Source organism: Acinetobacter sp. TR11 (assembly GCF_027105035.1).
Classification (GTDB): Bacteria; Pseudomonadota; Gammaproteobacteria; order Pseudomonadales; family Moraxellaceae; genus Acinetobacter.
Window position 1 is genome coordinate 1,117,620 of record NZ_CP114256.1, and the last position, 24,266, is coordinate 1,141,885.

A 24,266-nucleotide genomic window follows, 5' to 3' on the forward strand; every position below is an offset into this window, starting at 1 on the left:
TATGATAAGACCATATATTTTTAAAGGTATGCATTGTGTTTAATATAAAAAAACCCATATCAATGATATGGGTTTTTAGAATCTTGGCTCTTCCACCTGGGCTCGAACCAGGGACCTGCGGATTAACAGTCCGTCGCTCTACCGACTGAGCTATGGAAGAATAGTAGATTGGCTCTCCAACCTGGGCTCGAACCAGGGACCTGCGGATTAACAGTCCGTCGCTCTACCGACTGAGCTATTGGAGAATCTGATGCGCATTTTAGGGGTGAATTTCAGATGCGTCAATAAGAATAATAAATAAAATGAATCGTTTGCTTGATAAATATGCTTTTTAATTTTTAATTATAAAAAAACTGCCCGAAGTGGGCAGTTTTTATTCAAGAAATAAAAATTATTTCTCAACACCTGCTGGTTGACCAGCAAGTTTTGCATTTGCATAGTCCCAGTTCACTAGGCTTTCTAGGAAAGTTGCGATGTATTTTGGACGTAAGTTACGGAAGTCGATGTAGTAAGCATGTTCCCAAACGTCGATTGTTAATACTGCAACTTGACCATGAGCAAGCGGAGTATCTGCGTTTGCAGTTTTAGTAATTGATAATTTACCATTTACTTCATCAGCAACTAACCAAGCCCAACCTGAGCCAAATTGAGTTGTTGCAGCAGCAGTAAATTCTTCAGCAAATTTTTCATAGCTACCAAAAGCTTCTTCGATTTTAGCTGCGATTGCGCCAGTTGGTTTACCACCACCATTTGGCTTCATGCTGTTCCAATAGAATGTGTGGTTCCATACTTGTGCAGCATTATTAAAGATACCTGCTTTAGAAGCATCACCAGCAGAAGCTTTGATGATTTCTTCTAAAGTTTTACCTTCAAGGTCAGTGCCTTTGATTAGGTTGTTTAAGTTAACAACATAAGTATTGTGATGTTTATCGTGATGGTATTCTAAAGTTTCGCGAGTGATGTGTGGCGCTAAGTCATCATAGCCATACGGAAGTGCAGGTAAAGTAATGGTTGTCATGTTCCAATCCTTGCAATTGCTGGGTTTTACGTTAAGTGGCTCTATTGTAAATGATTCCAAAGATAATAGGGCAGTCTTTTAAAGAACGATATACAATAAAGGTTCAATTAAAAACGATAAATAAAATCGGATTCGTCAATTCTATTAAATCGGATTATTTAGTTCGAAATAGATAGTTTCTACAGCAAACTGATTTGTAATTGCTTGAGCAAGGCGTTGTACGCCATATCGTTCAGTTGCATGATGACCACAGGCAAAATAATGAACCCCTAATTCTTTGGCTTCATAAAAAGTACGCTCACTGACTTCGCCAGAAATATAAGCATCACAATCTTTTTCTGCTGCTTTATTGATAAAATCTTGAGCGCCGCCTGTGCAAAATCCTACTTTTTGGATTTGAGTTTTCTCACTCGGCAAATGAATCACATTAAAATCAAAAATAGCCTGTAACTTTGCTTTGAATTGTTCAGGTCTAAGTGCATGCTCTAAATAAGCAATGTTTCCAATCGGATGTTTTTCAGATGAATCTAATGCTTCTAAGTTTTTTAAACCGATTAAATCAGCAATCGCTGCATTATTTCCGAGTACTGGGTGTGCATCTAAAGGTAAATGGTAGGCGATCAAAGAGATATTGTTCTGAATTAATTTTTTGATTCGATTACCACGCATACCTGTAATAGGGTAGGCTTCACCTTTCCAAAAGTAACCATGATGGACAAGTAAGACATCTGCTTGCTGCGCAATAGCTGCATTAATTGCATCTTCTGAGGCTGTAACAGCACAGACTATTTTATTTACCTCAGGCGTGCCTTCAATTTGTAAGCCATTGGGTGCGTAATCTTTAAACTCACTAACTTTTAAAGTTTGATTACACCATTGCACAATATCATGCAAATTTGCCATACGATTCCTCAACTGGATGACATTTATAGATTCAGCTTAATAAAAGCATATTTTTAAATGTAACTAAAGCTAGACAAAACTTTTTTAACTTTTACATTGCTTTAAATCAATTTACTTTACAATAACTGAAAGTTGTTGTTCTTCTTCAATAAATAAACTTGTCCATAACATAATTTTGCCTAGAGGATAATAAACGTGCGCCGTGCATTTACATGGTTACCTTGGGTTTTACTCGTTGTTGTTATATTTAGTTTTCTGGCTTGGCAGAAATCACATCAGCCGAAACCAACAGTCGCTGCTGATGGCGTCAAAATGCCTGCTGAAAAGGTTGAACCTCTGATTGATACAACTCGAACAGGTGGGGTGGTTTCGTATAGTGCTGCCGTAAAAGTTGCTGCGCCTGCTGTGGTGAATATCTTTACCACTCAGAAAGTGAAACAGATGAATCATCCTTTGTTGAGTGATCCTGTATTTCGTGAATTTTTTGGTAATCAAGCCCCTCAACAGCCTCAAAATGAAAATAGTTTAGGTTCAGGTGTTATTGTTCGTGCAGATGGTTATATTCTGACGAATAATCATGTGATTGCTCAGGCAGAGCATATTGTGGTGGCATTGCATGATGGTCGTCGTGCTGAGGCGAAAGTCATTGGTACAGATCCTGATACTGATTTAGCTGTGATTAAAATTGAGTTAGACAAGCTTCCTGTTCTACCGTTTAAACTCAGTGGCAATGAAGTTGGCGATGTTGTACTTGCAATCGGTAATCCATTCGGCGTGGGACAAACAGTGACGCAAGGGATTATTTCGGCGACAGGTCGTTCAGATTTAGGTATCAATACCTATGAAGACTTTATTCAAACTGATGCGGCAATTAATCCTGGTAATTCAGGCGGTGCATTAATTGATGTTGCGGGGAATTTAATCGGCGTAAACACTGCGATTTTCTCTCAATCAGGCGGTTCATTAGGGATTGGTTTTGCAATTCCAGCGAAAATTTGTCAGCAAGTATTAAATTCAATTTTGAAAGATGGTCGTGTTGTTCGTGGTTGGTTAGGTATTAGCTTAATTCCTAATACGATGGATGAGGACGTATTGACTGCGAAACCTGTTGGAGTCGTTGTTGCTGATGTCTTGCGTGATGGTCCAGCAGATGCGGCAGGTGTAAAACGCGGCGATAAAATTATTCAAGTCAATAATGAGCAAATTACTTCAGCCTCACATTTAATCAACTATGTTGCACTGCAAGCACCACAAAGTGTAATTGATCTGGTGATTGAACGAGATGGTAAGCAACAGAGCATGCAAGTAAAAGTTGGAGAGAGAAAAACCCAACTAAATGCGCAGTCGCAATATATCCCATTGCCTAAGCCTCAAGACTAATATGATCTTATGATTTAATGTGAATATGAAAGGCTACACAGGTAGCCTTTTTATTTATGAAAAGAAAAAAGCTTGCTGATAAAGGTCGATCAGCAAGCTTTTTGCAAATTTTGGAGTTTTTTATTTTTCATTACATCATCGAAATTTGATGATTTGATGACAGTTTTTTTATAATTAAATTACAACGACTCAATATCAGTATTTATAATCCATTTGCAGCCATAACTTTTGAGTATCTACAGAAAACTCTTCCGCTTGATAATCTGAGATTTTTGCTAGGGCAGACAAACCTTTAATAGGCAAAGCATGAGAATAAGAAATAGAGAATTCTTGACCATAATCCATATTTTTTTCATCACTACGATATTGATGTAGTTCAGTGCCTAATTTACCTTTACCAAATACATTAAAACTTGATGAAATGTACAAATCAGTCAAACCATTCACAGGCGTTGTCAAGAATAAGTCAGCCCATCCGTTAAACTTATGTTTAGTCGCCAATGGGGTTTGAAATGCAATTTTTCCATCATCACTACCAAGTACTTCATAGCCAAGTGCGATTTCACCCAGTGCTGAGCCTTTATCCTTGATGCTATAACCTAATTCTAATGCATAATAATCTGCATCATAATTTATAGGTTGCTCAGCATATTCACTTTGTTTGGCATATTCAGCAACGTATCTAAAATTGTTTTTCTTACCTGTTAAGCGTAAGCCATAGGTTTGATTTGACCAAGCACTTAAATCCTCGAAATCCATCAAATACCCATATATTGTTGCGTTTAACAATGGGTTGTAATTCATTTTAGCTTGAATTAAATGAATTTGACTGTTTTGTTTACCATCTTGGGCTGCTACAAATTTAGGTTTTGCATCTTCACTACCAAAAATAGTATTGACCTGATCAATATAGGCATAATACAAACCAAACTCTTTGCAAGGTTTAATATTTAAACTAATCGCATCAAAGGTTTGATCATTTTGACGCCAAGCTACGGAGCCTACAAAGCGCTGATTATCTAAATTAATAGCTTGACGACCAATACTTAAATCAAACTTTGGACTATAAGCATATTTTAAATAAGCTTGATTCAATTGTAGGTTTTGAGGATCAGGGACTGTACTGTAGTTTATTTCAGCATTACGTGTACTATTGAAATGATCATTAATTTCGACAGTGCCTTCTCCTTGTACAAATGCACTTAAGCCATGCCAAGAGCCAGTTTCCAGTGAAGGGCGTAGTCTCAAAGTCCAAGCATCAGCATTTTTTAGTTGGTTATCTTGGTCAACCAGCTCATAACGTAGGCGACTATCGAGAGAAAATTTAGTTTGGCTTAAAAAGTTATCTGCAGCAAATGTCGTAGTTGTTAAAACACTAAGCATAGCAAAGCTAAGAAGATTCAATTTCATATTGAGACCCCTGAGAGATTATAATTTCTGGATTTAATTTAGATATTGTGCAGGGGAAAGGTAAGTTTCCCCGCACTAAGTGAATGATGATTAAGAGGTGACAGAGTTGCGTTCAAGCACAGCTTGGTCAAACAGTTGTTGTTCTTTCGTTTTATGTTCTACAGAGAAGCGGATGAGAATGACACCGAAAGCGGCCACAGTTACAAGACCACCTAAAATCATGAGGCAAGTTTGAACATCTAGTAAGCCTTTAAGTAGGAAGCCTGCTGCAACCGCACCAACATTACCACCAGCACCAATAATGCCCGCCACACCACCAAGTGCATTACGGTCAATGAAAGGAACTAAAGCATAAGTTGCTCCGCAAGACATATGCGTGAATAGCGCGAAGACAGTCATACTGATAATAGCAAGAGCTACAGTATTCATTTGTGAGAAGAGAATGAGGAACAAGCCTTCACATAAGATAAGAATAAATAATACTTTTGTACGACCATCTAAACCTTTTGAAATCGCAACTTTATCTGAAACAATTCCACCTAAAGCACGAGCGAATAAGGCAAGTAGACCAAAGATACCCGCAGTTAAACCTGCTTCTTTTAAGCCCATGTTGAAGTGGTCGACATAGTACATTGCCGCAATGTTATGAATGAAGATTTCGATACCGAAACATGCTGCGTAAGAAACAAATAGAATCCAAACACGATAGTTACGAGCAGCTTGCATCAAGATAGCAACACCACCTTTCTTACCACTACCAACTTCTACGCCATTCGCACGTAATTCTTTAAAATCACCTTGAGGACAGTCTTGTGTAAGTTTCCAATAAAGTACACCAACAATTACCATCATAATGCCTGGTACAAGCAGCGCAATTCTCCAACCCATTGCTTGTTCAACGCCAAACATCACAATTGCACCGAGAATTAATGGCATGATTGCTTGTGTTGCACCTCCACCCGCATTTCCCCAACCTGCAGAAGCAGCATTGGCTGTGCCGACGACATTCGGTGCAAACATGACACTGGTGTGATATTGGGTGATGACAAAGCTCGCACCAATTGCACCGATTAAGAGACGGAAGAATAGGAAAGATTCGTAGGTATTTGCAGCAGCAACACCGAAAACAGGGATACTGCCAACAATGAGAAGAGCAGTATAGGTTTTGCGTGGTCCATATTTGTCACAGAGTGGACCAACAATCAGACGGATCAGAATTGTGATTGCAACCGCAGCGATATTGATGTTTGCGATTTGGTCTTTGGTTAGATTAAATTCACCTTTGATGACTGGCATTAATGGTGCACAAGCAAACCAAGCGAAGAAACATACAAAGAATGCGAGCCAAGTCATATGAAAAGCACGCATGGCAGGCGTTGAAAAGCTAAATAATTTTATTTCAGTTGCTTTCTTCGCATTTAGATTCATTTTTGAAGACATAACCTTCCCCTGAACTGAACGAAATATATTTTTGCTATGCAATATTTCTGCATACACAAACCGAACAGAACGGACTTCATTGGCCGCCAGCAAATTTTTATGAATCGTCGTTGATTCATGATGATTTTTAAAAGCAAGGAGTGTGCCAAAGAGTAAATTTGATCAAAATTTAAAATTAACTCTATAATTATTAATATATAATTATATTTACAATATTATTTGTATTGATGGATGCTATTTATCAATGAATCTCATATGCTTTATTGATATTCATGTTTCTTCATTATTTCGAAAATGATTGCAATTGGTGCATGTTTTTTATGCATGATGATTTAAAAGGTGGCGATAAATAAAAAAAACAGCCGAAGCTGTTTTTTTAAAAGTTTTATCTAAAAACGATAGCCAACGCCTAAATAAGTAATGAGTGGATCTATATCAATTTTAGTATTTGCTTGGATCAACTCTTTACCTGTATTGCGGTCAGTCACATAGATTTTTGCTTCATTATTCATTTTTGAATAAGAAACTGATCCAACGGCAAACCAATTCGGATTGAAATCATAAGTTGCGCCTACTGTGACAATCGGAGCAAAAGTATCAGTCGCTTCCAATTTGACAATAGGATCTGCTGATGATGTCTTACCATCTAAGGCAGCTCCTGCTTTGCCGTCATGGATATTTTGGATCATGTGGCCAGCTTTTACTAAATCAGATTCTATGCCTGAGTTCATTTTAAGATCATTAAAATAAGCATACATTACACCTGCGCCAACGTAAGGTCGGAATTTATTCACGCCTGATTTACCAAACTGGTAATGGAGTTCTACCGCAGGTAGCCAAGCACGTGCAGTTGCTGCTTTGCCTCCTTGGGTCAGATCTGTGATGTGAAGATCCTGTTTTAAGTCAATATCACCTAAAATAGTACTTGCTGATCCACTCAATGGTGCATATATGTCACCTTTCCCTTTAATATCAACTTTTGGAGGAATTCCTGCCTTAATTTCTAGAGATAAATTATCAGTAAAGTGATAATTCGCCATAATACCGACGGTATCTACATTGTCCGCTTCTAAACCTGTACCTTGGCTTTGCCAGTTGGATAATCCTTTAATGGTAGCTGTACCTGTTGCAAGACCCGATACAGTATCGGTTGGCCATAAATTAATCGCGTCGTAAACGATTGGATTGGAATCTTTGACTGCTGCATCTAGTACGGCTTGTTTAGACACATCACCTACTTTAGATTGTGTTCCCTCAGCTACAGTCGTATTGATATTAATAGGATTTGCAGAACCTTGTGGCATGGCATGTAACCAACCAGCCGAAAGAGAGAAACGTTTGAAACCATCACCATCTTTTAAACTAAAATAAGGTGACTCCGCAAAGCTCATAGTGGGTAGGGTTGCAGCAATACCTATAGCAACACAAAGGATGTGTTTTTTCATAGTGAGGACTCCATGTCCGATTTATAAGGAACTTTTTATTCCCCTTAAAATAAACCTTTTTACTAAATGGTTTGTTTAGTTAAAATTTATAATTGTTATGCTTATGAAGACTTTTGTTTGATTTAGATGAATTGATGAAGAAATTATGAATATGAAAAAAAGCTACCGAAGTAGCTTTTATTTAACGAAATAAATTACATAAAACGAGATAAATCTTCTTCAGGGCGAGCAGTAAGTACTTCGATGCCTGTTTCTGTTACCAAAATGGTATGTTCATACTGAGCTGAAAGCTTGTGGTCTTTAGTAACGACAGTCCATTTGTCACCTAAAAGTTTTGTTTGCCAAACCCCTGCATTGACCATTGGCTCAATGGTAAAGGTCATGCCTGCTTCTAAGCGCATACCCGTACCTTTCTGACCATAGTGTAAAACTTGTGGTTCATCATGGAAGACATTGCCAATACCATGACCACAATATTCACGCACAACACTAAAACGTTCAGACTCAACATATTGTTGGATTGCATGTCCAATATCGCCAAGATAAGAGCCGTGTTTAACCGTAGCCATACCACGATACATGGCTTCTTGTGCAACTTGGCAGAGACGATTCGCAAGAATAGAAGTCTCTCCACCAACGATATACATCATGTTGGTATCGCCGTGATAACCATCTTTAATGACTGTTACATCAATATTGAGAATATCACCATTTTTTAAAACTTTACTTTCAGAGGGAATACCATGACAAACGACATGGTTAACCGAAGTACAAATCGAATGTTGAAATGCTGGGCGACCAGGTGCAGCGCCATAGCCAACACATGCTGGAATTGCTTGTTGTACATTTTCAATGTGATTACGACAAATTGTATCAAGTTCTAGGGTATTTACGCCTGCTTTAATATACGGCTTAATCATGTCTAAAATTTCAGCCGCCAGTTTTCCTGCAACACGCATCTTTTCAATTTCTTCGGGCGTTTTGATTAATCGACGAGGAGCTGTATAAGTCGTGTTCATGATCTCTAAAAACTTTTGGTAATTTACAAGCGTCTATGGTATAAATAGCCGCCTATTTTATCAAATGCTTTTCGTGACAATTTTGCTTATAAAAGTTGTGCGAAAAATTGATGAATAGTTATCAAAAATCCGCACATATATCGACACATTACTCTGGGTGCCTAGCAATAGGTGGAGAATGCGGATATATGGAGGCCTAACCCAAACTTTAAGGTAAAGAAAATGGCAGATTACAACGTAAGCATGCGCGACCTTCTTCAAGCAGGCGCACACTTTGGTCACCAAACTCGTTTTTGGAACCCAAAAATGCGTCAATATATTTTCGGCGCGCGTAACAAAATTCACATCATCAACCTTGAGCACACTGTTCCTGCGTTAAATGATGCTTTGAACTTTGTTAACAATCTTGCAAGCAAAAAGAACAAAGTATTGTTCGTTGGTACTAAACGTGCTGCTTCTAACATCATCCGTGAACAAGCTCAACGTGCTGGTCAACCTTATGTAGATCACCGTTGGTTAGGTGGTATGTTGACGAACTGGAAAACACTTCGCCAATCTATCAACCGTTTAAAAGATCTTCAAACTCAATCTCAAGATGGTACTTTTGCTAAGCTTACTAAACGTGAAGCTTTAGAGCGTACTCGTGAGATGGAAAAACTTGAACGTGCTTTAGGCGGCGTTAAAAACATGGGTGGTTTACCTGACGCATTATTTGTAATCGACGTTGATCACGAAGCGATTGCAATCAAAGAAGCGAAAAACTTAGGTATTCCTGTAATCGGTATCGTTGATACAAACTCTAACCCAGATAACGTTGATTATGTTATTCCTGGTAATGACGATGCGATCCGTGCAGTAACTTTATATGCATCAGCTATGGCAAATGCAATTCTTGCTGGTAAAGAATATGCTCAATCACAAGCGAATGCACAAGCTAAAGGCGATGACGCTGCAAAAGACGCTTCTGAGGCTTAATGCGGTTTGACGCAAGCTTGTCATTTTTGCGACATGTAATGGTGGCAAATTAAGCGTCGAGATTGCAAACGGTCCAGAGTTTCTTTGGGCCGTTTTTGTTGAACAGATTTATTTTCTACCGATTTTAGGAGATCAACATGACTGCAATTACTGCAAGCATGGTAAAAGAATTACGTGACCGTACTGGTCTTGCAATGATGGAATGCAAAAAAGCATTAACAGAAGCAGGCGGTGACATTGAACTTGCGATTGATAACCTTCGTAAATCAGGTCAAGCAAAAGCTGCTAAAAAAGCAGGTAACATTGCTGCTGATGGTGCGATCACTATCATCCAAAACGGTAATAAAGCAATTCTTGTTGAAGTTAACTGTCAAACTGACTTCGTTGCTAAAGACGAAAACTTCAAAAACTTCTCTGATAAAGTTGCTGCTGCTGCACTTGCTGCAAATGAAACTGATGCTGCAAAAATTGCTGAACTTAAGCTTGAAGATGGCGCAACTGTAGAAGAAGCTCGTGTTGCACTTGTTCAAAAAATTGGTGAAAACATTCAAGTTCGTCGTGCTCAAATCGTTGAAGGCGAAAACTTGGCTGTTTATAAGCACGGTTTAAAAATCGGTGTTGTTGTTTCTTACACAGGTGATGCTGACACTGGTAAAGGTATTGCAATGCACGTTGCTGCGTTCAACCCAGTTGCTGTAAATGCTGAATCAGTTTCTGCTGACTTGATCGCTAAAGAAAAAGAAATTGCTGAAGCGAAAGCATTAGAATCAGGCAAGCCTGCAAACATCGTTGAGAAAATGGTAACTGGTTCAGTTGAGAAATACTTGAACGAAGTTGCGCTTGATCGTCAAATGTATGTTATCGATAACGACAAGAAAGTTGCTGATGTATTAAAAGCAACTGGTACAGTTGTAGCTCAATTCGTTCGCTTCGAAGTAGGTGAAGGTATTGAGAAGAAAGCTGAAATGAGCTTTGCTGACGAAGTTGCTGCTGCTCAAGCTGCTGCTGCTCAATAATTTATATTGAATCAGTAAAAGTTAAAAAACCCAGTCATTACGACTGGGTTTTTATTTATGTTAATTTTTTAAAACTATTCACCATACTGTGCTTTAAATTTTGCTAAGGCTTCAATTCGATACTGAATCAGCATTTCACCAATTTCTGCACCTTGAATATGTTCAGGTAAATCCTGTGCTCTAATATTCCGAACAATCTCCATGGCATCCAGAATATACTGTGCTTGTGGGTAAGGACGATCTTCTAAACCTAATCGACCTTTAGCATCACATTCACAAGCTTGCACAAAAGCAATGACTTTTTCTGGTTTTCGTAAAACATCCAAGCGCTGTAGTAAACGCCATACAGTACCAGGTTTCAAATTTTTGATTTGATGGCATTTCAGATGTTCTTTGCAAACAATCAAAGCTAAATTTTTAAGATATGTGGGAACTTTCAAGCGTTCACAAACGTTTGTAACGGGTTCTAATCCACGTTCCTCATGCATGATATGCCGTGGTAATTCCTCAGTTGGGGTAAGTGCTTTCCCTAAATCATGCACCAAGACAGCAAAACGTACATCTAGTCCATAGTTGGCTTGACAAGCTTGTTTTAGCGCCATTAATGTATGAATACCGCAGTCTATTTCAGGGTGGTACTCTGGGCGTTGTGGAATACCGAATAACGCATCTATCTCAGGAAACAGTACTTTTAGCGCATCACAATCTCTTAACGTTTGAAAATAGACATCTGCATGATCTTCCATCAATGCACGAGAAGTCTCTTTCCATACACGTTCAGGTGTTAAAGCATTCAGTTCCCCTGAATTGGCAATCCTTTTCATTAATTGCAAAGTTTCTTCTGCAATTTCAAATCCATAACTGGCATAACGAGCAGCGAAGCGAGCAACACGTAGCACACGTAAGGGATCTTCTGTAAATGCATCTGAAACATGGCGTAGGATTTTCTGATCAAGATCTTTTTGACCACCATATGGATCATAAACTTGTCCAGTTTCATCCATTGCCATTGCATTAATCGTTAAGTCACGGCGAATTAAATCTTCTTCTAATTTAACAGTGGTATCAGTAAAAAATTGGAATCCGTGATAACCAATGCCTGATTTTCTTTCAGTACGTGCTAGTGCATATTCTTCTTTTGTTTTTGGATGAAGAAATACAGGAAAATCCTTTCCAACGGGTTGGTAGCCTTCAGATAATAATTGTTCAGGTGTTGCTCCAACCACAACATAATCTTTTTCATGATAGGGGCGACCGAGTAAATGATCTCGAACAGCACCGCCTACTAAATAAACTTGCATAAAAAACCTCTATTCTTCACACAATCATGCTACAGAATAGAGGTTTTCTCAAGCACTAAGCATAGCTTTTAATGTTAAAAGCTATGCTTAAATTGTATCAGTTTTGGCTTTGCTGAATTTCAGCAACAGTTAAAGCTGTCATATTCACTAAACGGCGAGTTGTCGCAGTCGGTGTTAAAATATGTACTGGTTTTGCAGCACCTAAAAGAATAGGGCCGATTGTTACATTGTTACCAGATGTTGCTTTTAACAAGTTGAATGAAATATTTGCAGAATCCAAATTCGGCATAATCAACAAGTTTGCTGAACCTTTAAAGCGTGAGTTTGGGAATGCAAAATGACGAATATTATCATCTAATGCAGCATCACCATGCATTTCACCTTCAACTTCAAGTTCTGGAGCTTGTTCAGAAAGTAAACGATAAACTTCACGCATTTTCTGAGCACTTGGATCAACTTGATCACTACCAAAACTTGAGTGAGACAGTAAAGCGACACGAGGGGTCATACCAAAACGACGCACTTCTTCGGCTGCTAAAATAGTCATCTCTGCAAGTTGTTCAGCAGTTGGATTGGTATTTACATAAGTATCGGCAATAAACAAGTTGCGATCTTCAAGCATTAATGCATTGAGTGTAAAGAATGTACTACGACCATCTTTTAAACCGATCACGTTTTTAACGAAATCTAAATGGATATCGTAGCTCGCATAAGTACCACATAGCATACCATCAGCTTTGCCAAACTTAACTAGCAATGCGGCGATTAAGGTTGAACGACGACGTGCCTCACGTTGTGCGTATTCAACAGTTACACCTTTGCGTTGCATAATCTGGTGATAATCTTTCCAGAAATCATCATATAAAGGATTGTTTTCTTGATCGACAATCTCGATGTTTACGCCATGTTGTAAACGTAAACCAAGCTTTTTGATGTTGTCTTCGATCACAGCAGTACGACCAATCAAGACTGGCTTAGCTAAACCTTCATCAACTACGATTTGAACTGCACGTAATACACGTTGATCTTCACCTTCGGCATATGCAATACGTTTAGGGTCAGTTTTTGCTTGCGAGAAAATTGGTTTCATTAAGAATGCTGAGTTATATACAAACTCAGAAAGTCTTTGACGATATACAGAGAAATCTTCAATTGGACGTGTCGCAACACCAGAATCCATTGCAGCTTTAGCAACCGCAGGTGCGATTTCTAAAATCAAGCGTTGATCTAAAGGACGAGGAATCAAGTACTCACGACCAAATGATGCAGATTTTTCACCGTAAGTCGCAGCATCTGCTTCAATATGTGCCATACGTGCAATCGCATGTACACAAGCAATTTTCATATCTTCGTTGATCGTTGTAGCACCGACATCGAGTGCACCACGGAAAATATATGGGAAACAAAGTGCATTGTTTACTTGGTTTGGATAGTCTGAACGACCAGTTGCCATAATCACATCTGGGCGAACTTCGTGCGCATGTTCAGGTAAGATTTCTGGGTCTGGGTTTGCAAGTGCAAAAATAATTGGGTTTTCAGCCATTTCTTTAACCATTTCTTTGGTTAAAATTCCCGCTGCAGAAAGACCCAAGAACATATCTGCGCCAGCCATTACTTCATGTAATTGAGTCGCAGAAATATCTTGAATGTAACGTTTTTTCGATTCATCAAGTCCTTCACGTGAAGTTGTTAAAAGCCCACGAGAATCAGCTACAATAATATTCGATTTATTTACGCCTAATGCACAAAGTAAATCTAAACATGACAATGCAGCAGCACCAGCACCTGATGCAACGATTTTAATTTCATCAATTTTTTTATTAACGAGTTGTAAAGCATTCAATAACGCTGAACCTACGATAATACTTGTACCATGTTGGTCATCATGGAACACAGGAATTTTCATGCGTTCACGAAGTTTCTTCTCGATATAGAAACATTCTGGTGCTTTGATATCTTCTAGATTGATACCACCAAAAGTTGGTTCTAATGAAGCAACAATATCAACGATTTTGTCTGGATCATTTTCCGCAATTTCAATATCAAATACGTCAACACCAGCAAACTTCTTGAATAGAACACCTTTACCTTCCATAACAGGCTTAGAAGCAAGAGGACCAATGTTTCCTAAACCAAGCACGGCTGTACCATTACTCACGACGGCAACCAAATTTCCACGTGCTGTATATTTTGCAGCAGCAGAAGGGTCACGTTCAATTTCTAGACACGGAGCAGCAACACCAGGAGAATACGCAAGCGCTAAGTCTCGTTGGTTTACGAGTTGCTTACTCGGTGTCACGCTGATTTTTCCAGGTGTAGGAAATTCATGGTAATACAAAGCGGCTTCTTTTAAAGATTGATCGTCCATCTGAGTCTCGATTGTTCCGATAATAATCAGGCATATACATGGCTGATGATTATATTAAGATAAGTGCACAAGAATATAGCACTAGTTCATGTTTTCGCCCAGTCAAAAAAGCTTATTTTCACTGAACGTATAGGCTTATTGACAATTTATATTGGGTGTAAATTAAACTGCCAAAAAGCTCAAAATATGGTTTTAACTGGAATATCTTGCAATTGCTAGACGCATATGTTGCTGTAAGTATTCAGTTGCATGTACGGCAGTTAAGGGTTTGGCAAATAAGTAACCCTGTAATATGTCACAGTTTTGTCGTTTCAAATATTCACATTGCTGTTCTGTTTCAACGCCTTCAGCGACAACTTTTAAGCCAATTGTTTTACCCATGGCAATCATGGCATTAACAATCGCATCTTGTTTTGGATTACCAATTTTCGAAATAAATGCACGATCAATCTTTAAAATATCAATTGGATATTCAGTTAAATAAGCCAGAGAAGAATAGCCTGTGCCAAAGTCATCCAGTGCAATTGAAATATTACGTTCTTTCAATGCACACAAAATTGTTTTAACACTCTCAGTATTTTCTAAAAATGCTGACTCGGTAATTTCTAACTCTAAATTTTCACCTGTAATAGAGTATTGATCGAGTACGGCATCAATATCATGCAATAACTGACCACGCAAAATTTGTTGAGCAACAATGTTTACAGCAATGTGGATGTTCGTAAAACCTAGTTTTTGCCATTCTTGTAACTGTTTCGCTGCCTCATACAAGACAAATCGTCCAATATCAGAAATTAGACTGGTACTTTCTGCTAAAGGAATGAAAATATCGGGCATGATTAGACCTTTCGTTGGATGTTTCCAACGAATGAGTGCTTCAAATCCATTAATTTGACAATTCTGAGCAGTGATCTTTGGCTGGTAATATACAACGAGTTCATTGTTTTGAATCGCCTTTCTCAAGTCAAGCTCTAAATCAGTATGTTTAACGACGAAGTTAGTTCGCTCACTAGAATAATAGCGGATTGTATTTCCACCTAAGCGTTTGGCTTCTGTTAAGGCTTGCTCTGCATGGGTATTTAAGTTGTCAACTTGACGACCGTGTTCAGGGTAAATCGCAACTCCAATCGAAATACTGACCACATACTCTTGATTAGCGATATAAAAGGGTTTGCTAAAAGCTTCAACAATATTACTGCATAACTGATTAATTGGCGGATGTAACGGTGACATTTCATAAATGATTACAAAATCGTCTGCACTTAAATGTGAGACTAAAAGTGCATCAATATTACTGATACGCAAACGTTGTGCCACTTGCTTCAAAAGTTCATTACCCGCTTGATTGCTGAGTAATTCATTCAAGGCACGGAAACGGTCAATATTGAGTCGGATAACTGCTAAATTTTGTATTGAAGCCTCATTAACCAAATATTGATGCAGTTGCTGGTGATAATAGAAGCGATTAGGTAGATCGGTCAGGGTGTCATAATTGGTTAAATATGATAAACGTTGCTCTTGATGTTTACGCTCAGTTTGGTCAGAGACAATCCCGATATAATTAATCACACGATCTGATTCATCTTTTACAGCGTTCATATGGATCCAAAGGAAACATGATTTTTCAGAAAGATAAGTTTCCTGAAACTCACCTTCGTACTCATGTTCTTCTTGCAAAGTAGCAAGGATAGAAAGATGAAAATTATGATGATGCTGTTTATTTTGTTTAGTAATCTCAAAAAGTTGTTTTTCTAATATGAACTGTTTATCTAAACCCGTTAATTGTTCATATTTAGGATTAACTTCAAGATAGTGGAAGCTATCATCTAGAATAAAGATACCTTCTGAAGCTTGTTCGAATACACTCGCTGCTAATTTTAATCGTTCTTGGTCTTTCTTTTCTTGGTTAATATCACGATGAATACCGACCATGCGTAGGGGGGTCTCATCTTTAGGATTTCTTAAAATGACTTGGCCAACATCATGAATCCAAACCCATTCACCACTCGGTCGTTTAATGCGGAAAGTTTCTTCGTAACGTTTAGTTTGGCCGCATAGGTGTTTGTAAAGTGTATTTTTAACACGTTCAACATCATCAGGATGTACGATTTTATGCAGCAACGAATAGTGATTCTCAGAATCACGTGTTACTTCTTTACAATGAGAATTGGTAATCCCAACAGTGTTATTTTCTAAATTCCATTCCCAAGGTCGAATACCCGCAGTTTCATGTGCAAAAGCCAAATTTTGACGATGTTCCTGCAAACTATTATTTATTTCTGTTAAATCAAAAGTACGCTCGCGAACTTTTTGTTCTAATAAATGATTGTTAAATTGTAATTGAGCTTCAATATCTTTCGATTTATTCACTTCACGTTGTAATTGTTGGCAAAGTTCTTCGGTCCATTGATTGTGTTGTTCAGCTACATCGACCAATTGTTTATTTTTTTCTAAAACTTGGTATAAACGTTGGTGAATTTTAAAAGTTGCTTGCGCACATAAAAATGTCGCAAAGAAAGATGAATAATAAGCAAGATAAAAAAGCGTATGTTCTTGGTCACGATGTAAAATTTGAGAAAAAACTAATGGGGTAATACTTGGAATAAAAAATAAAAAGAAATATTTAACATGCTGGGTAAGAAAGGTCAGAGCAATAATATGTGAGGAGGTAAGTAGTAGTGCTGTTAAAGTTAAAATATGGGAACCAGATAAATTTGGTACATCTTTGATCAAAAAATAATTGATGATAATCGTACTGATACCCAGTAATAATCCTGTGAAAAAGCAAATAATTTGAAAAGCGATACGTGTCTTATGTGCAAACCTAACAGATGAATAATGTTTTATCGAAAAATGACAAATACAATAAAAGCAAAATAAAATGCTCAGGCAAATACTCATCCAAGTCGTAAAAATATTTGTACTAAAAGAATAAAAAAATCCAAATAAAACATAATCTAAGAGAGAAATGAAAAACACACTCAATATAAATAGACGTACATGATTCGTATAGTTAATTTGATCCGTATAAACAAATTGCGGCAAATTTTTTTCATGAGCCCCGAGCATACAAAGAATAGTCCTTTTCATTATTTATCTATGCGTACAATCATTATTTTTTGTAAGCACGATATAGTTTTATTTTAAATTACCGTTAAACCAGATGGAAAGCAATGCAAATACCTTATTTGGTTGAAAAGTGATAATTTAAAATTGATAAAGCTACAACTGGAGCGGTTTCAGTCCTTAAAACCCGATCTCCAATACACCAGTTTTGAAAATGATTTTGGTTAGCAGCATCAATTTCTGCTTCACTTAAACCACCTTCTGGACCAATCAATAGGGCTAAATCAGGATGGCTATTTAGTACCACATTTTCTTGGTCTTTGTTTGGCGCTAACACAAAACGTGATTGTGGTAGCTGTGCCGATTTTACCCAATCGGTTAAACTAATTGGTGCTAAAACATTTGGAACTTTGTTCATTCCACATTGTTCACACGCAGCAATCGCAATTGACTGCCAATGATCTAATTTCTTTTGATCACGTTCATATCTTAACCGCATTTCGCAACGTTCACTAGTCAATAATTGAATAGTTGTGACACCAAGTTCAGTGGCTTTTTGAATCGCATAATCCATACGATCACCTTTGCTCATGACTTGACCTAAAATTACTTTAACAGGTGCTGTTCGATCTATAGGGTTGAATTGATCAATAGAAACAAAAGCATTTTTCTTATTAATTTCAGTAAGTGTTACGATATATTCACCACCTTTTCCATTGAAAAAGATGGCTTGATCTTGCTCTTTTGCACGAAGCACTCGTACCCAGTGATGAAATACCGATTCTGTTAATTCAATCGTATTGCCGGTATTTAATTCTGTTTCGATATAAAAACGATTCATGCTGGGTAAGGCTCGTACAAATTAGTTTAAACCAAGATCAACAACGAGTTGTCGAGTTGGCTCTGTTTGGTTCATTGAGTAAAAGTGTAAGGTCGGTGCTCCGCCAGCAATTAAACGTTCGCAAAGTTTAACAATCACTTCATGGCCGAAGGCTTTAATACTTTCGCTATCATCACCATAAGCAGCAAGTTGTTTGCGAATCCAACGCGGAATTTCTGCACCAGTTCCATCGGCAAAGCGAATTAAATTGCTTGCATTGGTAATTGGCATGATGCCAGGTGCAACGGGAATATTGATACCTTCTTTTTCCAATCTTTCTATAAAATAGAAGTAAGCATCTGGATTAAAGAAAAATTGGGTAATCCCTGCGTTCGCGCCTGCATTCACTTTCTCTACAAAGCGCTTAATATCAGCATCAAAGCTATCAGCCTGCGGATGCATTTCTGGATAAGCAGCAACTTCAATATGGAAATGATCACCTGAATGTTCACGGATAAAGCGAACAAGATCTTGAGCATAAGGTAATTCGCCAAGGCCAACTTGACCTGAAGGCAAATCGCCACGCAATGCTACGATGCGGTCAATCCCTTGTGATTTATATAAATCTAAGAGCTCGGCAATACGCGCTTTATCATCACCAATACAAGAAAGGTGAGGGGCGACGGGCGTGCCTTTGCCATTAAAATCATTTATGGCTGCTAAAGTACGTTCACGAGTAGAACCACCAGCACCATAGGTAATTGAGAAAAACTCTGGGTTTAATCGCTGTAGTTCTTGGTGAACGATACGTAACTTTTCAGCGCCAGCATCAGTTTTTGGCGGGAAAAATTCAAAAGAAATAGGAACACGTTTCGTCATTTCAAATCCTTTTTTAATCGCTTAGACATTATTTTAGAAAAAAGGGCAGTCCGTCAAACGTCTGCCCTAGTTTTCTTAGTATTTATAAGCGTCAGATTTGAATGGACCTTCTACAGGCACACCAAGGTAATCGGCTTGTACTTGCGTTAACTGGGTTAACACGCCGCCAAAGCCAAGAACCATTGCCGCAGCTACTTCTTCATCTAATTTCTTAGGAATCAGTTCTACACGGATTTTCGCAGCTTTTTGATCTTCAGGAAGATCGGCAAATTTCTCAGCAAATAAATGCATTTGACCCAATACCTGATTAGCAAAAGAACCATCCATAATACGTGATGGGTGACCTGTTGCATTACCAAGGTTCACTAAACGCCCTTCAGAAAGAAGGATTAAGTAATCATTTTCATTTTCTGAACGATACACTTGGTGAACTTGAGGCTTAACTTCAACCCATTTGTAACCACGGAGGTAAGCTGTATCGATTTCAGTATCAAAGTGACCGATGTTACACACTACCGCACCTGCTTTTAATGAATCAAGCATTGCCGAATCACAAACATGGTAGTTACCCGTTGTCGTTACGATAAGGTCAGTGTTTTGAAGAAGGTCAAGGTTGATGTCTTCTTTCTTTCCTGTTTGAACGCCATTTTTGTATGGAGATACAACTTCGTAACCGTCCATGCATGCTTGCATTGCACAGATTGGATCTACTTCAGTGACACGTACAATCATGCCTTCTTGACGAAGTGATTGTGCAGAACCTTTACCTACGTCACCGTAACCGATTACAAGTGCACGACGACCAGATAACAACATATCTGTACCACGTTTGATCGCATCATTTAGAGAATGGCGGCAACCATATTTGTTGTCGTTTTTAGATTTCGTTACGGAATCATTTACGTTGATTGCAGGAACTTTTAACGTACCATCACGTAACATTTCATACAGACGTTGAACACCTGTTGTTGTTTCTTCTGTTACACCGTGGATTTTTGCAATCACTTCAGGGTATTTTTCATGAACAAGTAGTGTTAAATCACCACCATCATCAAGAATCATGTTGGCATCCCAAGGTGTGCCATTTACATTGATTTGTTGTTCAAGACACCACATGTATTCTTCTTCAGTTTCGCCTTTCCAAGCAAACACAGGAATACCCGCAGCAGCGATAGCAGCAGCAGCATGGTCTTGAGTAGAGAAAATGTTACATGATGTCCAACGAACTTCAGCGCCAAGTTCTACGAGTGTTTCGATTAAAACTGCAGTTTGGATTGTCATATGAATACAACCCAAAATTTTTGCGCCAGCAAGTGGTTTAGTTGCTGAATAACGCTTACGTAAACCAATCAAAGCTGGCATTTCTGCTTCAGCAAGTTTGATTTCTTTACGGCCATAATCAGCAAGTGAAATATCAGCGACTTTATAATCTGTGAATGAAGCAGTAACCGCGTTCATCAGGATCTCCTAGAAAAATAGTATGGATCATTCTGTTCGCGGATGCCGTTGTTGGTTAACACGAATGTGTAACCGATCGTCGAGCCTGGCAAATTGATTTTTAGTGCTAATCAATCGTCGCAGCATCCCTCGACTGAGCATTATAATACTTGGAAATGACTTTAGTTCCAATGTTAATTTGTTTGACATGACTATAAAATGAAGACTTAGACTGGGATAAGTGATTAAATTTTTTGAATGAACGATCAAGGATTCCAAATCCTTTTGAAATCCTTATGTATGCACAAAAGAGTCACATTAAGCTTTTAAATGATCTTCAAATTCTTCGCCAAGCTGCATGGCTAAGGCATTTCCAGATAAGTCACACGTGACCAAACCGTATTCTTTTTTAAAACTAAAGGTAAAACCTTTATTGTCGGCTAAACTTTTTACTGAATATCCTAATTTTTCTAACCAAATACGAAAAGCCAATAAATTTTTTGCTTTCACAACTCTGTTTTTCATTCCAGAACTCCTTTTAACCTGTATTTATTAATAAGGGTGACCTAAAAATTTTTAAAGGGGGATTGCATATATTTATTTTTCTTCATGTAACTAATGTAAAATTAGATTAATTGAAACTGAAATTAATCTTAAATTTTATCTGATAAAATTATTTAAATAATTGATTTAATTTACTTGTATTGTTTTTTCTAGGATTGGGTTTTGATCCAAAATAAATGTAAAAAATGATTTCACTTTCTACTTTTTAAAAACTAAAGTTTAGCCTTTAAAAAGTAGAACTTTAAAATTAGAACTGATCTTTAAGCGCTCTGATCCGTGCGAAATCTTCGACACTTTCTGTGCGCAAGAACGGATTTGTTTCTAGCTCTAATTCAATTGTACTTGGCAGAGTAATTTGTTCAGCATCTCTCAATGCTTTGACTTCCTTTATGCGTTCTTGTAGTGCAAAATTATGAGGTTCAATTGTTAATGCAAACTCAGCATTTGCAAGCGTATATTCATGTGTACAATAAACTTTGGTTTGTATTGGCAATGCTGCTAAGCGATTTAATGAGTGGTACATTTGTTCAGCGGAACCCTCAAATAAGCGTCCACAGCCCATTGCAAATAATGTGTCACCAGAGAAAAGCGTGTCTATTTCTTCAATAAAATAAACAATATGACCTAGTGTATGTCCTGGTGTGGAGATAATTTCAACTTTTAAATCATTAAAGTTGAAATGGTCGTTATGTTGAAGTGGATTCGATATAAATGAAATTTTACTGAGTTCATCACGTGGACCGAAAACTGGTAAATTTTGCTCAGCCAATAGACCTTGTACACCATCAGTATGATCGCGATGCCAATGTGTTAACCAGATTTGTTTCAACTCAAGTTGATGTTGTTCGCAAAAATCGGTAACAAGTGCTGCTTTTGTAGGGTCAATTGCTACGACTTCTTGCGTACGAGTATCTTCTAATAACCAAATATAGTTTTTTAAGGCATTTTTTACGTCAATTGCATGAATTTTATAATGCATGGCCGAATCCTAAATCTCTGATTTATGTGGTTATTGATGAATAGAGTATTTGAATAATCAAATCACAATTAGTTTAAGTGTAAATGTATAAGAGTGCAAAAGCTTGCGTAAGAATTGATACAGAATGCTGACTTTTTAGGGCATATTATGACAGCTTCAATCATCAAGTATTTTTCAGGTTGACAATTTATACTTTTTCTATAAATATGATATAAAATTTTGATAAATTAATGATTTATATTCATCTTTGGTGGTGTGGAAATACTTAATTAAAGCTAACATAGTTTAAAAATTAGATTTAACAATATTTAACGAAGTAAAACATTTAAAGATGAAATGAAAAATAAATCATAAGAATAAAGTGAGAGCATTATGACTGATTTGGTAGATCATGAGATTGTCGTTATCTTCAAAAAATATTTATATCCTTTGTCTTCCAAACTCAGAGAAATGTTGAATGAGCATTTTAGCCATCAAACAGAACGTCGTGGTTGTGGTTATACTCAAGCCACTCGTGTGATTGCTGAATTTGTTTCACAGCCACGTGATATGTTGGGATTCCAAGATTTTCGTATTTTTGAAGACTACGAGGTAAAAGGATTGAAAAACATTTTAAATCAAAGTTCTTCATATGGTTTAGTGTTGGAAACTTGGCGTAATTTGGATATTAATATTGATGTGCAACAATATTTAGAACGTTCTAATTCACAAGATACATTTACTCAGAATTTGCAACAAGAAGTTGATTTTCAAGCGAAGCTTAGAAAAATCCATCAATATGCAGAGCTTGAAGAAAGCATTTTAATTTGCCAATTACTTGCAGATATTATTCTTCCACAAACAATTGATCAAATTGAAATGATTGAGTGTCATTCACTAGAGGAAAAGCCGAAGGTTGGCTCATGTCCGATGGCAGAAAAATTTTTCTTGCGAATTGCACATCATCGTTTATTGCGACAAGGTGAAATTAATATTTTTGTGGATGATAAAGGTTTACCCATCATGATGGAGAAACTGAATATGGGGGATAATCACTCCTGTATAAGTCTCGTGCCATTGATGATGAATGGGGTGCGCTTACCAGCAGGAAGTCTTTTCTCTGCAAGTTATGAAGTCGATGCGCTGGAAAAGAAGCCTAATAAACAATATAAAGGATATGTGATCCCAATTGCTCAAATGAATGGTTTTTGGTTTTTACGATTAACGACACTGGCTGTTTCGCCAAAAAACCGTGCGCGTGCGTTTGGGTATCATTTTAAACAACAGGTAGATAATGGATTATTTAGACCTGATACGACGGAACTAAGTCAACTGATTGAGATTGCAAAAGATCAAATTTATGTAGGGCATCCATGCTAAAAGCTTGTTACGCACCACGCTATTTTGCAAGAACACATACCAATAGTATGGAAAAACTGACAGCCGTCGCTGAAGTGCTGCGCACTCGTCGAATGGTTGATTTAATTGATCCAGGTTTAATTGATACTGAGATATTAAAAAAACTACATAACCCAGAATATGTGGAAGCCTTTTTATCGGGAGAATCTGCATTTGCTACTATTCAGGGTTTTAAACCTTGGAATGAGCAATTACGGGATGCCATCCTGTCGGTGCAAGCGGGGCAGCTTTTAGGAGCTGAGATCGCATTGAAAGAAGGGATTGCTGCAAATATTGCACAAGGTTTTCATCATGCGAGTTATGAATCTGGTGCAGCATATTGTACTTTTAATGGCTTGGCATTGGTTGCCAAACAATATCCTGAAAAACGGATTTTTATTTTAGATTGTGATCAACATGGAGGCGATGGCACAGCAATATTTACCAATCGAATGACCAATTTGATTAATTTTAGTATTTTTGGAGTTCGTTTCGGTTGTAAGGCTGGTGAACGTAGTTTGACTCGCTATATTCATCCTAAACAGGGTAATTTTGATTTGTATCGTGAAGCAATTTTTGAAGCATTTCAATATGCTTCCCGTTGGGATGCTGATTTAATCATTTATCAGGCAGGGATGGATTGTCATCAACATGATAAATACGGTTCGAAATGGTTTACCACAGAATTGTTGTTTGAGCGTGATCGTTTAGTTTTTGAGATGGCAAAAAAAATGAAAATTCCATTACTGTTTGTATTGGCGGGTGGGTATCAAGAACTGGATGATTTAGTGCCTTTGCACGTCAATACATTCAAAGCTGCAAATGAAATTTACTTTCCTTGAAATAGTAGAAAGATACAAAAAAGCCCT

Annotated in this window: 19 protein-coding genes and 2 tRNA genes; 5 read left to right on the forward strand and 16 right to left on the reverse strand. The window is 37.6% G+C overall.

Translation table 11 applies throughout. The features are described 5' to 3' along the window. Positions 1-84: 84 nt before the first annotated feature. The 4 genes from O1450_RS05430 to O1450_RS05445 form a co-directional block, all read right to left on the reverse strand. A tRNA-Asn gene (locus tag O1450_RS05430) sits at positions 85-160 on the reverse strand. A gap of 9 nt (positions 161-169) precedes the next feature. Next, a tRNA-Asn gene (locus tag O1450_RS05435) sits at positions 170-245 on the reverse strand. Between the two features lie 146 nt (positions 246-391). Further along, positions 392-1,018: a superoxide dismutase gene (locus O1450_RS05440; protein WP_004652711.1), complete on the reverse strand. Its 627-nt coding sequence runs from the start codon at positions 1,016-1,018 to the stop codon at positions 392-394. A gap of 144 nt (positions 1,019-1,162) precedes the next feature. Continuing rightward, entirely contained in the window at positions 1,163-1,921 is a 759-nt protein-coding gene (locus O1450_RS05445) for a Nif3-like dinuclear metal center hexameric protein (protein WP_269229986.1), read from the reverse strand. Between the two features lie 195 nt (positions 1,922-2,116). Between O1450_RS05445 and O1450_RS05450 the strand changes: the two genes are divergently transcribed. Continuing rightward, complete coding sequence (locus O1450_RS05450) at positions 2,117-3,301, forward strand: S1C family serine protease (protein WP_269229987.1); 1,185 nt, start codon at positions 2,117-2,119, stop codon at positions 3,299-3,301. 195 nt (positions 3,302-3,496) lie between these two features. Here the strand turns inward: O1450_RS05450 and O1450_RS05455 are convergent, their stop codons facing one another. The 4 genes from O1450_RS05455 to map all read right to left on the reverse strand — a co-directional run bounded on the left by O1450_RS05455 (position 3,497) and on the right by map (position 8,615). Then, the gene (locus tag O1450_RS05455) at positions 3,497-4,711 is read right to left on the reverse strand and encodes an alginate export family protein (RefSeq protein WP_269229988.1); all 1,215 of its coding nucleotides are present in this window, start codon (positions 4,709-4,711) and stop codon (positions 3,497-3,499) included. Between the two features lie 90 nt (positions 4,712-4,801). Beyond that, entirely contained in the window at positions 4,802-6,151 is a 1,350-nt protein-coding gene (locus O1450_RS05460; protein ID WP_004661267.1) for an MFS transporter, read from the reverse strand. A 389-nt stretch (positions 6,152-6,540) separates the two neighbouring features. Further along, positions 6,541-7,596 carry an OmpW/AlkL family protein gene (locus O1450_RS05465; RefSeq protein WP_269229989.1) on the reverse strand — a complete coding sequence of 352 codons (1,056 nt, stop codon included), beginning with the start codon at positions 7,594-7,596 and terminating at the stop codon, positions 6,541-6,543. A gap of 194 nt (positions 7,597-7,790) precedes the next feature. Beyond that, the gene (gene map, locus O1450_RS05470) at positions 7,791-8,615 is read right to left on the reverse strand and encodes a type I methionyl aminopeptidase (RefSeq protein WP_004661270.1); all 825 of its coding nucleotides are present in this window, start codon (positions 8,613-8,615) and stop codon (positions 7,791-7,793) included. 222 nt (positions 8,616-8,837) lie between these two features. Between map and rpsB the strand changes: the two genes are divergently transcribed. Further along, the gene (gene rpsB, locus O1450_RS05475) at positions 8,838-9,590 is read left to right on the forward strand and encodes a 30S ribosomal protein S2 (RefSeq protein ID WP_004661273.1); all 753 of its coding nucleotides are present in this window, start codon (positions 8,838-8,840) and stop codon (positions 9,588-9,590) included. A gap of 137 nt (positions 9,591-9,727) precedes the next feature. Next, on the forward strand, positions 9,728-10,606 hold the full coding sequence (tsf, locus tag O1450_RS05480; RefSeq protein ID WP_004661274.1) for a translation elongation factor Ts: 879 nt from the start codon (positions 9,728-9,730) through the stop codon (positions 10,604-10,606). Between the two features lie 74 nt (positions 10,607-10,680). Here tsf and O1450_RS05485 read toward each other — a convergent pair whose 3' ends face one another. The 8 genes from O1450_RS05485 to gloB all read right to left on the reverse strand — a co-directional run bounded on the left by O1450_RS05485 (position 10,681) and on the right by gloB (position 22,020). Next, a complete protein-coding gene (locus O1450_RS05485) occupies positions 10,681-11,907 on the reverse strand; it encodes a multifunctional CCA addition/repair protein (protein WP_269229990.1) in 1,227 nt (408 codons plus the stop codon). Positions 11,908-12,004: 97 nt separating this feature from the next. Continuing rightward, entirely contained in the window at positions 12,005-14,275 is a 2,271-nt protein-coding gene (locus tag O1450_RS05490) for an NADP-dependent malic enzyme (RefSeq protein WP_269229991.1), read from the reverse strand. Positions 14,276-14,467: 192 nt separating this feature from the next. After that, positions 14,468-17,344, reverse strand: a complete 2,877-nt coding sequence (locus O1450_RS05495; protein WP_269229992.1) for an EAL domain-containing protein — start codon at positions 17,342-17,344, stop codon at positions 14,468-14,470. Between the two features lie 115 nt (positions 17,345-17,459). After that, positions 17,460-18,182, reverse strand: coding sequence for a 16S rRNA (uracil(1498)-N(3))-methyltransferase (locus O1450_RS05500; RefSeq protein ID WP_269229993.1), 723 nt, complete (start codon positions 18,180-18,182; stop codon positions 17,460-17,462). Positions 18,183-18,203: 21 nt separating this feature from the next. Next, positions 18,204-19,040 carry a methylenetetrahydrofolate reductase [NAD(P)H] gene (gene metF, locus O1450_RS05505; RefSeq protein WP_269229994.1) on the reverse strand — a complete coding sequence of 279 codons (837 nt, stop codon included), beginning with the start codon at positions 19,038-19,040 and terminating at the stop codon, positions 18,204-18,206. Positions 19,041-19,115: 75 nt separating this feature from the next. After that, positions 19,116-20,498, reverse strand: coding sequence for an adenosylhomocysteinase (gene ahcY / locus O1450_RS05510; RefSeq protein ID WP_269229995.1), 1,383 nt, complete (start codon positions 20,496-20,498; stop codon positions 19,116-19,118). Between the two features lie 297 nt (positions 20,499-20,795). Beyond that, positions 20,796-21,002 carry a hypothetical protein gene (locus O1450_RS05515; RefSeq protein ID WP_004661287.1) on the reverse strand — a complete coding sequence of 69 codons (207 nt, stop codon included), beginning with the start codon at positions 21,000-21,002 and terminating at the stop codon, positions 20,796-20,798. A gap of 286 nt (positions 21,003-21,288) precedes the next feature. Then, a complete protein-coding gene (gene gloB, locus O1450_RS05520) occupies positions 21,289-22,020 on the reverse strand; it encodes a hydroxyacylglutathione hydrolase (protein WP_269229996.1) in 732 nt (243 codons plus the stop codon). A 372-nt stretch (positions 22,021-22,392) separates the two neighbouring features. Between gloB and O1450_RS05525 the strand changes: the two genes are divergently transcribed. Next, positions 22,393-23,379 (forward strand): hypothetical protein, encoded by a 987-nt coding sequence (locus O1450_RS05525; protein WP_269229997.1) that lies wholly within the window; start codon positions 22,393-22,395, stop codon positions 23,377-23,379. Then, positions 23,373-24,239 carry a histone deacetylase gene (locus tag O1450_RS05530; RefSeq protein WP_269229998.1) on the forward strand — a complete coding sequence of 289 codons (867 nt, stop codon included), beginning with the start codon at positions 23,373-23,375 and terminating at the stop codon, positions 24,237-24,239. Before O1450_RS05525 ends, O1450_RS05530 begins: the two co-directional genes overlap by 7 nt. Positions 24,240-24,266 lie beyond the last annotated feature (27 nt).